Origin of the sequence: Lutibacter sp. (assembly GCF_013041805.1) — a bacterium.
GTDB lineage: Bacteria > Bacteroidota > Bacteroidia > Flavobacteriales > Flavobacteriaceae > Lutibacter.
Map to the genome: position 1 here is coordinate 1 of NZ_JABDRI010000083.1, position 13,729 is coordinate 13,729.

General features: G+C 31.5%; 8 protein-coding genes. 6 read left to right on the forward strand and 2 right to left on the reverse strand.

Annotated elements, in window-relative coordinates; genetic code table 11:
- The 6 genes from glgA to HKP59_RS10505 all read left to right on the forward strand — a co-directional run.
- A partial coding sequence (gene glgA / locus HKP59_RS10480; protein WP_291806560.1) for a glycogen synthase occupies positions 1–1,155 on the forward strand: 1,155 nt, incomplete at its 5' end.
- A gap of 53 nt (positions 1,156–1,208) precedes the next feature.
- On the forward strand, positions 1,209–2,471 hold the full coding sequence (locus HKP59_RS10485) for a glucose-1-phosphate adenylyltransferase (protein WP_291806563.1): 1,263 nt from the start codon (positions 1,209–1,211) through the stop codon (positions 2,469–2,471).
- Positions 2,472–2,493: 22 nt separating this feature from the next.
- Positions 2,494–4,431: an alpha-1,4-glucan--maltose-1-phosphate maltosyltransferase gene (locus tag HKP59_RS10490; RefSeq protein WP_291806566.1), complete on the forward strand. Its 1,938-nt coding sequence runs from the start codon at positions 2,494–2,496 to the stop codon at positions 4,429–4,431.
- A gap of 11 nt (positions 4,432–4,442) precedes the next feature.
- Positions 4,443–6,059, forward strand: coding sequence for a trehalose synthase (locus tag HKP59_RS10495; protein ID WP_291806570.1), 1,617 nt, complete (start codon positions 4,443–4,445; stop codon positions 6,057–6,059).
- Between the two features lie 7 nt (positions 6,060–6,066).
- Positions 6,067–7,974 carry a 1,4-alpha-glucan branching protein GlgB gene (gene glgB / locus HKP59_RS10500; RefSeq protein ID WP_291806572.1) on the forward strand — a complete coding sequence of 636 codons (1,908 nt, stop codon included), beginning with the start codon at positions 6,067–6,069 and terminating at the stop codon, positions 7,972–7,974.
- Positions 7,975–8,100: 126 nt separating this feature from the next.
- Positions 8,101–10,506 (forward strand): glycoside hydrolase family 31 protein, encoded by a 2,406-nt coding sequence (locus tag HKP59_RS10505; protein ID WP_291806574.1) that lies wholly within the window; start codon positions 8,101–8,103, stop codon positions 10,504–10,506.
- Between the two features lie 81 nt (positions 10,507–10,587).
- Here the strand turns inward: HKP59_RS10505 and HKP59_RS10510 are convergent, their stop codons facing one another.
- Both HKP59_RS10510 and HKP59_RS10515 read right to left on the reverse strand, forming a co-directional pair.
- On the reverse strand, positions 10,588–11,016 hold the full coding sequence (locus tag HKP59_RS10510; protein WP_291806576.1) for an energy transducer TonB: 429 nt from the start codon (positions 11,014–11,016) through the stop codon (positions 10,588–10,590).
- Positions 11,017–11,247: 231 nt separating this feature from the next.
- Positions 11,248–13,729 (reverse strand): TonB-dependent receptor (locus HKP59_RS10515; RefSeq protein WP_291806578.1); only part of this gene is annotated, 2,482 nt, incomplete at its 5' end.

Sequence of the window (13,729 nt, forward strand, 5' to 3'; positions counted from 1 at the left end):
GGTGCGGGAGTACATGTTGAGTATTTAGCTTCTGAACTTGAGAAGTTAATGCAAGTAGATGTGCGCTGTTTTGGAGATCAAGATGAAAAAAATGGGAATTTATCAGTTAAAGGATATCCTTTTGAAAATAATAATTTTGCGAATTCAAACAATAAGCTTAAAGCAGTTCTTCAAACATTAAGTACTTGTATTGAAATGAATGCAAAAGAAATTGATGCTGATATTGTTCACTGCCATACGTGGTATGCTCAATTCGCTGGAATTATTGCGAAGTTATGTTATGGTATTCCTTTGGTAATTACTACGCATTCATTGGAGCCATTAAGACCTTGGAAACGAGAACAACTTGGAAGAGGTTACGATGCATCTTCCTGGGTAGAAAAAACTGCAATTGAAATGGCTGATGCGGTAATCGCAGTTTCCAAAGAAACAAAAGAAGATGTTCTAAAGCATTTTAATGTTAATGAAGAAAAAATAAAAGTTATTTATAATGGAATTAACCTCCAAGAGTATGTTGTAACTAAAGAAACTTCAACGTTGGAAGAATTCGGTATAGATAAAAATAAGCCATATGTACTTTTTGTAGGTAGAATTACTAGGCAAAAGGGTATTATTCATTTAGTGAATGCCATAAAATATATAGATACTGATACACAAATAGTTTTATGCGCAGGCGCCCCTGATACTCCTGAAATAGCTAAAGAAATGGAAGATAGTGTAGCTAAAGTGAAGAAAACTAGAAATAATGTGATTTGGATTGATAAAATGCTAGATAAAAAAGAAGTAATTCAATTGTATTCACATGCAGATGTTTTTTGTTGCCCATCAATTTATGAACCTTTTGGAATTATAAATATTGAAGCAATGGCTTGTGAAACAGCTGTTGTTGCTAGTGCTGTAGGAGGAATAAAAGAAGTAGTTGTTCATGGAGAAACAGGATTATTAGTTCCTGTAAGTCAACAAAATGAAGCTCCGTTTGAGCCAATTGACCCTAAGCAATTTTCTAAAGATTTAGCGAGTGGGATTAATGAACTAGTTATCAATAAGGAATTAAGAGATAAAATGGCAAAAAAAGGAAGAAAAAGAGTTGAATCTACTTTTGATTGGACAGCAATAGCCAAACAGGTTGAAGAGTTATATAAATCTTTGTTATAGTAAAAGTATTTTTAAAACTAAATAATATAATGTATAAATTTTAATAAATGATTATGGTAGGTAAACGTGTGTTAGCAATTATTTTAGGTGGAGGACAAGGTTCAAGATTACATCCATTAACTGAATCTAGATCTAAACCAGCAGTTCCAATTGCAGGGAAGTATAGGTTAGTAGATATTCCAATCTCAAATTGTATAAATTCAGATATTAAAAGAATGTTCGTGTTAACTCAATTTAACTCAGCATCGTTAAACCGTCATATTAAAGATACCTATCATTTTAGCTTTTTTAGTTCTGCATTTGTTGATGTATTAGCTGCAGAACAAACACCGGGAAATAGTAAGTGGTTTCAAGGGACAGCAGATGCTGTAAGACAAAGTATGCATCATTTTTTGAGACATGAATTTGATTATGCTTTAATTTTATCAGGAGATCAATTATATCAAATGGATTATGCTGAAATGGTTAGAAAACATGAAGAATGTAATGCGGAAATTTCAATAGCTACTATTCCCGTGAATGCAAAAGACGCCACTTCCTTTGGTATTTTAAAAACAAATGATAAGAACGATATTACATCTTTTATTGAAAAACCTGATGGTTCATTGTTAAAGGATTGGACATCTGAAGTTAGTCAAAGTATGAAAGATCAAGGAAGAAATTACCTTGCCTCTATGGGAATTTATGTATTTAATAAAGAATTGTTGGTGAAATTAATGGCGAATCCAAAAACAAATGATTTTGGAAAAGAAATTATTCCTGACGCAATTGGTAGTCATAAAGTTATAAGCCACCAATATGAAGGTTATTGGACAGATATTGGAAATATTGATTCCTTTTTTGAAGCCAATTTAGGATTAACAGATGATTTTCCGCAGTTTGATTTATATAGCAAGGCGAAGCGTATTTATACACATGCTAGAATGTTACCTACAACAAAAGTTTCTGGAACTTTATTAGATAAAACAGTTTTGGCAGATGGTTGCATTATAAATGCAGCGAAAATAGAGCATTCAGTGATTGGAATTCGATCAAGAATTGACGCAGAGTCGGTTGTTATAAATACCTATATGATGGGAGGAGATTATTATCAACCATTAGAGGAAATAATTGATCCATCTATAACATCCATGGGTATTGGGTCTAGATGTTTTATTAAAAATGCCATTTTAGATAAGAATTGTAGTATTGGAGATGATGTGAAAATTAATGGAGGGAAACATTTAAAGGATACTGAAACTGATACTTACGCCATTAGAGATGGTATTGTTGTTGTAAAAAAAGGTGCGGTTATTCCTAACGGATTTAATATTTAAAAGATTAACATTTAAAGTTACAATGCAAAATCAAAAAAGAGTAGTTATAGACCATGTTTCACCTCAAGTTAATTGTGGAGAGTTTCCTATAAAAAGGGTTGTGAATCAAATGGTTACTGTGAATTCTAATGTTTTTTCTGATGGACATGACATCATCGCTGCATCAGTTTTATTTAAGCATGAGACCGAGAATAAATGGAGTGAAGTTAGGATGAATCATTTACATAACGATGAGTGGGTTGCTTCATTTGTAGTTAAAAAACAAGGTTTTTATTCTTATAAAGTTCAAGGATGGGTTGATTATGCTTTGAATTGGCAACATGGAATTACTCGAAAAATTGACGATAATCAGCATGTAAAATCAGAGTTGTTAGAAGGTGTTGAATATATCAAAGAAATTGAAAAGAAGGTTTCTAAAAGTGAAAAGGAATATTTAGATAATTTAAAGAAATTATTTTTAAATGAAAAGGTTTATGACAATGCTATTTTAGAAGCACGTGGTCAGAAATTGAAAGCTATTTTTTGGAAATATCCCCAAAAAAAACTAGCTAATTCATCTAAATCTTTCGATATTTATGTGGATCGATTGAAGGCACAATTTAGTACTTGGTATGAATTCTTCCCTCGATCTTCATCAAATAAAGAAGGAGTTCATGGAACTTTTAAAGATTGTATTAAATTATTACCAAGAATTGCTAACATGGGCTTTGATACTTTATATTTTCCTCCAGTTCATCCAATTGGTGAGGTAAATAGAAAAGGAAAAAATAATACTACAGAAGCTAAAAAAGGAGATGTTGGTTCTGCTTGGGGTATTGGTTCCAAAAAAGGTGGACACAAAGATTTACATCCACAATTAGGTTCAATAAGTGATTTTAAAGCTTTAATTAAGGCAGCAAAAAAATTGGGTATTGAGATAGCGATGGATTATGCGTTGCAAACTGCTCCAGATCATCCATGGGTAAAACAGCATCCTGATTGGTTTAAATGGAGACCAGATGGTACCGTTCAATATGCCGAAAATCCACCAAAAAAATATCAAGATATATTGCCAATATATTTTGAAACTACTGATTTTAAAAATCTTTGGAATGAGTGTTTAGATATATTAGTTTATTGGATTGAGTGTGGAATAAATGTATTTAGGGTAGATAATCCTCATACAAAACCATATTATTTTTGGAATTGGATTATAACAGAGGTTAAGAAAAAATACCCAGATGTATTATTTTTAGCAGAAGCATTTACCAGACCTAAAGTAATGGAACAATTGGCGAAGCAAGGTTATACGCAATCATATACTTATTTCACTTGGAGAAATTCAAAGCATGAATTAATTGAGTACATGAATGATCTTACACAAACTGCTCTAAGTGAATATTTTAAACCTAACTTTTGGCCAAACACTCCAGATATTAATCCATTTCATCTTCAAGGTGCAAATGAGTCCAAGTATATGCAGCGTTATGCACTTGCAGCAACACTAAGTTCAAATATTGGAATTTATGGGCCTGTTTTTGAACAAATGATAAGTGATGCTTTATTAGGTAAAGAAGAATATTTGAATTCTGAAAAGTTCCAAATTTGTAATTATAACTGGGAAATAAATAACAACCTAATAAGAATAATTACTAAAATTAATAAAATTAGACAAGAGCAAGAAGCGCTTCAACAAACAAATAACATAAAGTTTTGTACGATAGAAAATGACCAATTGATGGGTTTCTATAAATGGAACGATTCCAAAACAAATGAACTTTTAATTGTAATTAGTCTCGATGATCACTATACGCAACAAGGAACAATTCAATTACCCATGCATGATTTAGGAATTCATCACGGACAAGGAATTGAGGTAAAAGACTTACTTACCGGTAATTCTTACCATTGGAATTCTGAATGGAATTTTGTTCAGTTGCACCCATCTCTGCCAATACATATATTTAGAATAAATAAATAACGTCAAATAAAATGTCTAATAACCCGCTAGAGTTACCTTATGAGTTTGATATGCCTTGGGAGCAATTATTGGATAGTCCTGAATTTGTAAAAGTTTTTTTATCTGATGTAATTGAAGAGTATATTTTAAAACAACGTTGGTATGGAGGAAAAGCGAGTAAGCTAAAATATATTGAACTTTCAGAATATTTTAAAATTCAAGAAGGGGATGAAGTTTATTACGGTTTAATATTAGAAATTAATTTTGTAGAAGCTTTTTACCAACATTATTTTTTACCAATTGCTTTTGTTTCTGATGAAAATTTCGCAAAGAAGGATAGAATTTTACCAATAAATATTAAAGGACAATCTGGTTATATTATTGATGCTATAAATCTTGAAGCCTTTAGAAAACTTGTATTTGAATTAATCATTAATGCAAATCCAACGGAAAAAGGAAGAGTTCAATACCTCAAAAGTCCTTATTTTAATCATATAAGCTATGAATCTTCCAGATTTATGGGGTTAGAACAAAGCAATACTTCAATTGTTTATAATGAAAAATATGTTTTAAAATTTTTCAGAAGAATTTATGCAAATAAAAATCCTGATTATGAAATGAGCAGGTTTTTATCAGAAAAAAAAGAATTTAAAAACACACCAAGATTTTTAGGAAGTATTAGCATTGTTGATTCAGAAAAAATTCAAATAACAATTGGTTTAATGCAGGAGATGGTTGAAAACCAAGGAGATGCATGGGATTATATGCTAAAGGAAGTCAGTAGAGTATTTTCAAATTTAAATGAAAAGAATATTGATGTACATGTATTACCAAAAACAGAGTTGTTTTTAAGGTTAGGAATTAATGATGTACCGCCTCAAATTATAGATTGGATTGGATTAAATTTATTTGTAAAAATTCAAAAATTAGCAAAGCGAACTGCAGAGATGCATATTTGCTTAGGGTCTGAATTTGAGGAAACAGCATTCACTCCAACTCGGTATAATAGTGATTATACGGTTTGGTTAAAAAACAGGTTGCTTTATCAATTCCAAAATAGGCTGAATACTATAGAAAATAATTTACACAAACTAAATGGTTTGTCGTTGGATTTAGCTCACGAATTTTTGAATCGAAAAAACGAAATTAGAAAGCGTTTTGTAAAATTTGATTGGACAAAATTAAAAGGGGAAAGGATACGTGTTCACGGAGACTATCATCTAGGACAAGTTTTAGTAAAAGATGATGATTTTTATATATTAGATTTTGAAGGAGAACCTGAAAGTACTATAAGAGATAGAAAAGTAAAACAGCCACCTTTAAAGGATGTTGCGGGGTTATTTAGATCGTTTCATTATGCAATTTATGCTACCATTTTTAATAATTCAAAAGAATATAATTTTCCTCAAGATACCTTATTTGAAGCTGCTGAACTTTTATATAGTTATTTTACAGGCGTATTTTTAGGCACCTATATTAATGAAGTTCAAGAAGCAAATTTAAATATTGGTTATAATCAAGAACGCATTTTTATATTAGAGTATTGTTTGTTAGAAAAAGCAGTTTATGAATTAGGTTACGAGCTTAATTCTCGCCCACAATGGGCTTTAATTCCTTTAAAAGGAATTTCAAATATCATTAATCATTAAATAATTTATGGCACAAGTAAAAGTATTTAGTTTATTTTCAGAATTTGATATAAATCTTTTCAAAGGAGGAAAACATTATCGATTGTATGAAAAGTTTGGCTCTCATTTAGTTACAGTTGATGGAGTTGAAGGAACATATTTTTCGGTTTGGGCACCTACAGCAAAACAGGTTTCTGTAATAGGAGATTTTAACCATTGGGTAGATGGAGAATTTCAATTAAATGTTAGATGGGATTCATCTGGAATTTGGGAAGGTTTTATTCCTCATGTTGAGAAAGGAACAGCATACAAATATAAAATTCACTCAAATAATAATGGATATATTTCAGAAAAGTCAGACCCTTATGCTAGGAGGTATGAGCATCCGCCAAAAACAGCATCTATAGTTTGGGATGATACCTATCAATGGAAAGATAAGAATTGGTTAAAAACGCGTAAAAAGCATAATGCTTTAGATGCACCATATTCAGTTTATGAAGTTCATTTAGGCTCGTGGAAAAGGCAAGTTGAGGAAGATCGTTTTTTATCTTATTTTGAATTAGCTGATGAATTGGTAAATTATGTGAGTGATATGAATTATACCCATGTAGAGTTCATGCCAATTATGGAGTATCCTTACAATCCATCATGGGGATATCAAATTACGGGTTATTTTGCCCCAACTTCACGGTTTGGATACCCAGAAGAATTTAAATATTTAGTAGATAAATTACATGAAAATGGAGTTGGTATTATATTAGATTGGGTACCTTCTCACTTTCCTGAGGATGCTCATGGATTAGGGTATTTTGATGGTTCTAATTTATATGAACATCCTGATAAAAGAAAAGGATATCATCAAGATTGGAAAAGCTTAATTTTTAACTATGAGCGTAATGAAGTGCGGTCATTTTTAATAAGTAATGCCCTATTTTGGTTAGATCAATATCATGTAGATGGTCTAAGAGTGGATGCAGTGGCATCTATGTTATTTTTAGATTACTCACGTAATGATGGAGAATGGGAGCCTAATATATATGGAGGAAATGAAAACTTAGCGGCTGTTTCATTTTTAAAAGAGTTAAATGAAGAAGTGTATGCTTCATTTCCTGATGTTCAAACAATTGCTGAAGAGTCTACTGCGTTTCCAATGGTTTCAAGGCCAACTTCAATGGGAGGCTTAGGATTTGGTATGAAATGGATGATGGGATGGATGCACGATACACTAGAATATTTTGGGAAAGATCCAATCTATAGAAAACATCATCAAAATGATATTACTTTTAGTTTAAATTATGCATTTACAGAAAATTTTATGCTTCCCCTATCACACGATGAAGTGGTATACGGGAAAAAGTCTATTTTGGGCCGTATGCCAGGTGATGAATGGCAACGTTTTGCAAATTTAAGGTTGTTGTATGGTTATATGTTTACGCATCCAGGAACAAAACTAACATTTATGGGTGGTGAGTTTGGACAATATGATGAGTGGGATTTTGAAAGTAGCTTAGATTGGAATTTATTGGAAATTGATATTCATAAAAAAACAAAAGACTATTTTTCAGCGTTGAATAAATTCTATAAATCTACTCCTGCACTTTATGAAAAAGGTTTCAGTCATAAGGGTTTTGAATGGATTAGTCTAGATGACAATGAAAATTCTGTTATTTCTTATATTCGAAAAGGAAAGAATGATAAAGATGATGTTATTGTAGTTTGTAACTTAACACCAAATACCTTAAAAAAATACAGAATAGGAGTACCTAAAAAAGGAAAATTAAAAGAAATATTTAATAGTGATTCTAAAGAATTTGGAGGTAGTGGAATCTTAAACTCTAGGCAAATCACAATTAAAAAGACTCCTTGGAATAATAGAAGTTATTCTGTAGAATTGACTTTACCGCCACTTGGAATTACTGTGCTAGAGTTAAAATAGTATATAAATATAAAGTGCATTAAAAACATTAATTATTTCATAAAATAATTAATGTTTTTTTACGAATAATAATTATTGTTAATTTATTTAATTTAGTAGGTTTGCAATTCGTTTAAGCGATAATTTATGATTTTAAATACAGAACTAGAATACAAAGGAAATTTGTTTCCATCTAAAATAATTTCTTATAAAAAGGATGTAGATACACTTTATTTTACAAGTGATAATGATGTAGTTCTTCAAGTTACTGTTGAACGTGATAGTGTTTTGCGCTTTCGATTTACAACTACTTCTATTTTTGAGAATGATTTTTCATATGCAATCTCTCAACACGCGAGTAAAGGATTTAATCAACTTGATGTTACTGAAGACACAGATAATTATATAATAACAACATCAAAATTAATTTGTCACGTTTCTAAGTTAGATATGCGAACTTCCATTTTTGATGCCAAAGATAAAACCTTATTAAGTCAAGATGAATTGGGTTTTCATTGGGAGGAGAGTTATGAGAATGGAGGCAATATTGTAAAAATGTCTAAAACTACTTTTGACGGTGAAAGTTATTATGGCTTGGGAGATAAACCAGTTCAAAATAACTTAAAAGGAAAGCGTTTTGAGAATTGGGTAACAGATTCATATGCTTACGGAAGAACTACAGATCCTATTTACAAAACAATTCCATTTTATGTCGGATTACATCATAAAAAAGCCTACGGAATATTTTTTGACAATACATTTAGATCCTTTTTTGATTTTTGCCATGAGCGTAGAAATATAGCAAGTTTTTGGGCACAAGGAGGGGAGATGAATTATTATTTTATCTATGGGCCTGAGATGTCTGATGTTGTTTCGATTTATACAGATTTAACTGGAAAACCTCAAAATCTTCCTCCATTATGGGCGTTGGGATATCATCAATGTAAATGGAGCTACTATCCAGAATCAAAAGTGAAAGAAATAACGAGCACTTTACGAGACTTAAAAATTCCTTGTGATGCTATTTATTTAGATATTGATTATATGGATGGATTTAGATGTTTCACTTGGAACAAGGAATATTTTCCAGATCCAAAAAGAATGGTCAAAGAACTATCTGATGATGGCTTTAAAACAATAGCCATTATTGATCCTGGTATTAAAATAGACAAAGATTATAGTGTATATCAAGAAGGTTTAGCAAAAGATTATTTTTGTAAACGTGCAGATGGACCATATATGAAAGGTAAAGTTTGGCCAGGAGAATGTTATTTTCCAGATTTTACAAATCCTGAAGTTAGAGAATGGTGGGCGGACTTATTCAAAGAATTAATTGAAGATATAGGGGTTAAAGGTGTTTGGAACGATATGAATGAGCCTGCCGTTATGGATGTGCCGGGAAAAACTTTTCCTAATGATGTAAGGCATAATTATGATGGAAATTTTTGTAGTCATAGAAAAGCACATAACGTATATGGCATGCAAATGGCAAGAGCAACTTACCATGGTTTAAAAAAATTCTCATATCCTAAAAGACCATTTGTAATTACAAGAGCAGCTTATAGTGGTACTCAACGGTATACATCAACATGGACAGGTGATAATGTTGCAACTTGGGATCATTTGTCGATTGCAAACGCGCAAGCTCAACGCATGTGTATGTCAGGATTTTCTTTTGTAGGGTCAGATATTGGTGGTTTTGCAGAACAACCAAACGGAGAATTATTTACGAGATGGATTCAATTAGGAATTTTTCACCCTTTTTGTAGAACACATTCATCTGGTGATCACGGAGATCAAGAACCATATGCTTTTGATAGTAATGTTACTAACATTGTTCGTAAATTTATAGAAATACGCTATCAATTATTACCATATTTATATACTTCATTTTGGAGATATACAAACGAAGGAGTACCTATTTTAAAATCGCTGGTTTTATACGATCAAGATGATGCGCACACGCATTATAGAAATGATGAATTTATTTTTGGCGAAAAGATACTAGTTTGCCCAATTTTAGAACAAAATGCGAAAGGAAGAAGAATGTATTTTCCTGTAGGTAACTGGTATAGCTTTTGGGATGACGAATTAATTAAGGGAGGTGAAGAAAAATGGGTAGATGCGGATATTGATAGTTTTCCAATTTATATCAAGGAAGGTGCAATTATTCCTAAATACCCGATACAACAGTATGTTGGAGAGAAAACCATAGAAGAGTTAAAATTAGAGGTATATTTTAAATTAGGAAAAGAGGAATCACAAGTATATGAAGATAGTCATGATGGTTATGATTATAAAAAAGGCCGATATAGCTTAAGAAATTTTAAAGTTAATGGTAAGAAGGATTCCTTGACGATTCAACAATATAAGTCGGGTAAATTTACCACGGAATACAACACATTTGGAATTACTCTTCACGGTTTACCATTTGAAATTCAAAAAATAATGGTAGATAACGAAGAAATTGATATTAAGAAGTTAACTATTAAAAATAATACTTTTGTAGTAAGTAAAGAGTTTACCTATATTAAAATTATGGGGAACATATAATATATATGCAAATATTGTAAAGCATTAAAAAACTCCTCAATTTTGAGGAGTTTTTTAATTTAGACCAATTAACTGCAGGAACTAATTTCTAAAAAATACAATTGGCATATTTCGTTTACTGGTAATTGCAATCCCATTTTCAACGGCTGGTTTCCAGTTTGGCATATTCGAGACGACTCTTTTTGCCTCCTTGTTTAAAATTTTATTAACGCCTTTAACAATTTGCACATCTGATATTTTTCCATCTCTTTCAATTTTAAAGCAAACAATTACTTTTCCTCTTGAACTCGAAGATCTTGAATTTCTAGGATATCTAATGTTTTTGGTTAAATACTTCGCAAGTTCTACATTTCCTCCAGGAAATTCAGGTTGTGAATTTATATTATTTAAAGGTTCATTAACTTCTAATGTGCCTACCTCAACGCAATCTTCATTGGTTGTATTTTGAGCACTCATTGTTGCGGTAGCTAAAACTAAAAATAATAGAAATAGCTTTGTTTTATGTTTCATTTTTTATCTTACGATTTGGCCTTATACTAATAAAATAACTAGGTAAAAATTTTTCAGTTACAAATTTCGGTATTATTCATTTTTAAGCATATGATATTTATCAAGTGTATTTAACTTTTATTATGTAAAAAAAGGAAGTAATATTTGATAAAATGAAAAACCGTAAAGAAATTTATCTTTACGGTTTTTAAACTAATTAAAATTGAAACTTTTAAATTAAAGTATTCAAAATTAGTTCAAAACAAAGTTTAAACGAGCAAATAAGAAACGACCACCTACACCAAATTGTTGTGCTCTTCTTGACCAATCAAATCTTCCTGAACTTCTATTGTTAAATTCATCAGCAGCTCTATCTGGATATATATCAAATAAGTTATTAGCACCCACTGTAACAGTTGTGCTTTCGGTCAGTTTGTAACCAACTGATAAATCGGTTACTAATTTTGAACCAAAAACTTGTTGGTTAGCCACTGTAGTAGTTGCTTCAGTAACCTCACCAAACCAAACATTTCTTAGGAATACATTAAATTTATCAGTTGTTAAACTATTTGATAAATTGATTTTTGTTCTTGGAACAGCCTCTTCTAAATAGACTCTACTATCTTCAGGGAAATAAGTACCAACTAAACCAGCATTCTCTAACACGTCAGAAGCTTTAATGTCACCAACTTGAACTGTTTTAGAAAAAGTACCTGATAAATCAGATTTTAATTTTGCAGTTTCACCAATCATCGCATCATGTGTAATCACAATATCAATACCTTTAGATTCTGTATCTATTGCATTTGCGAAAAATGAGGCTGCTGTAGCGTTTGCTTGAGCTAATAAATTATCTAACTCTGTTCCAGTTCCTGGGCCTCTAAATTGACCTGTATAAACAACTCTATCATCAATTCCAACCCAATATCCATCAACTGTTATTGTTAAATTAGCATCAGGTAATTTAGATGTAAAACCAACACTCATACTGCTAGAAGTTTCTTCTTTAAGTTGAGGAATTCCTAATAATTTAGCAGCTCTACTATCATTAGCGAAAGTACCAACTTCTTGAGGGTCACCATTTTGATCAAATATAGTTGATGTAGAATTGAAATTTAACTGATGTAAAGAAGGAGCTCTAAAACCAGTATTAAAAGCTGCTCTTAAATTTGTATTTTCACCTGCTTTAACTCTAGTTGCAACTTTAAAGTTAAGTGTTGAACCAAAATCTGAATAATCTTCATATCTAGTTGCAAAACTTACTAAAAAGTTTTCAGAAAAATCTGCTTCAATGTCTAAATAACCGGCGACACTGCTTCTTTGTCTTGATAATTCATTTTTAGGACTAAAACCAGGAAATACTTGAGATCCACCCGGTCTTGAATTCCCAAAAAAGTCTTGTGAAGCTGCTTGAGATGCTAATGTAATAGCTTGTCCATCTGCAGTATATTGTGAATATGAAGCTTCTTCACCAGCTACAATTTCGTAATTTTCTACACGGTATTCAGTTCCAAAAGCAACATTTACTCCAGACATTACATCATCATAAAATTTACTAATATCTAAATTAGTTGTGTTTTGAGCGAATGAAAATCCACCTGCATCAAAAGTTGTAGGGGATGAATTTTGCATAGAAGCGTTAAACGTATTTCCTATTGTGTATAAAAACTCGTTTTTACCATAAGTATTACTAAAATCTACGTCCCAATCAGAAATTTTTCCTTTAATACCAACAGCAAATGATTTGTCAGTAATAGCAGAATTTATTTCAGGTAAGAACCCATTTATATAGGCAGGAGTAAAAGTTCTACTTTGGTTTGGTAATCTATAAAAACCTGCAGAATTACCTACTCTTGAACTAACTCCAGCAAATGAATAAAATTCAGTACCTTCATCATTTAAGGGAAGTGACATATTTGCAAAGAATCGACCACCACGTAAAGCAGATTGTCCAACTCTCATATTAAAATCACTAGCTTCTAATCCACGAGCTGCTAATTCAGCAGCTGTGTTATCAGCACCTAATATACCTTGTAATTCGGCTTTAGTTGCGGTTGGGCTAAGTCCCAATCCGGCAAGATTACCATATTGGATTACATCTGAAACATCATCATCTAATAAATTTGATAAGTCGTATCCAGCATTATTAGCAAATCTTTCAACAGTGTTATAAAGATTAAAAATTGAACCTTCCCATTCTTTCATTCTGTTGTAATCTTCTCTTACATCAAAATCTCCAGTAAAATTAATAAAACCACCTTTATAACCTAATTGTAAACCGTAGTTAGCACTTACATTTGTAGTTTCACCATCAACTCCACCAGTTTGTGAGTTTGCATTTTTAGAGAAATTTGCACCACTTGTCACATTCATAGTTAACACATTGGTACTTCTTTTTAAAACAATATTAATTACACCTGCAATGGCATCAGATCCATATTGTGCAGCTGCACCATCTCTTAAAACCTCAATACGTTCAATTGAAGCGGCAGGAATTGCATTTAAATCTGTCCCAACACTACCACGACCAAAAGTTCCGTTTACATTAATTAATGAAGAAGTATGTCTTCTTTTTCCATTTATTAAAACTAAAACTTGATCTGGACCTAATCCTCTTAAAGAAGCTGGGTCAATATGGTCAGTACCATCAGATATTGTTTGAGTATTAGATGTAAATGAAGGTGCTACATAATTTAAAATTTGGTTAAGATTTACTTGAGGACCGGCTGTTACT

Bases quoted from the DNA above. Each gene is read 5' to 3' on its own strand.
- HKP59_RS10485 (WP_291806563.1), top strand. From the start codon at position 1,209: ATGGTAGGTAAACGTGTGTTAGCAATTATTTTAGGTGGAGGACAAGGT.
- HKP59_RS10490 (WP_291806566.1), top strand. From the start codon at position 2,494: ATGCAAAATCAAAAAAGAGTAGTTATAGACCATGTTTCACCTCAAGTT.
- HKP59_RS10495 (WP_291806570.1), top strand. From the start codon at position 4,443: ATGTCTAATAACCCGCTAGAGTTACCTTATGAGTTTGATATGCCTTGG.
- glgB (WP_291806572.1), top strand. From the start codon at position 6,067: ATGGCACAAGTAAAAGTATTTAGTTTATTTTCAGAATTTGATATAAAT.
- HKP59_RS10505 (WP_291806574.1), top strand. From the start codon at position 8,101: ATGATTTTAAATACAGAACTAGAATACAAAGGAAATTTGTTTCCATCT.
- HKP59_RS10510 (WP_291806576.1), bottom strand. From the start codon at position 11,016: ATGAAACATAAAACAAAGCTATTTCTATTATTTTTAGTTTTAGCTACC.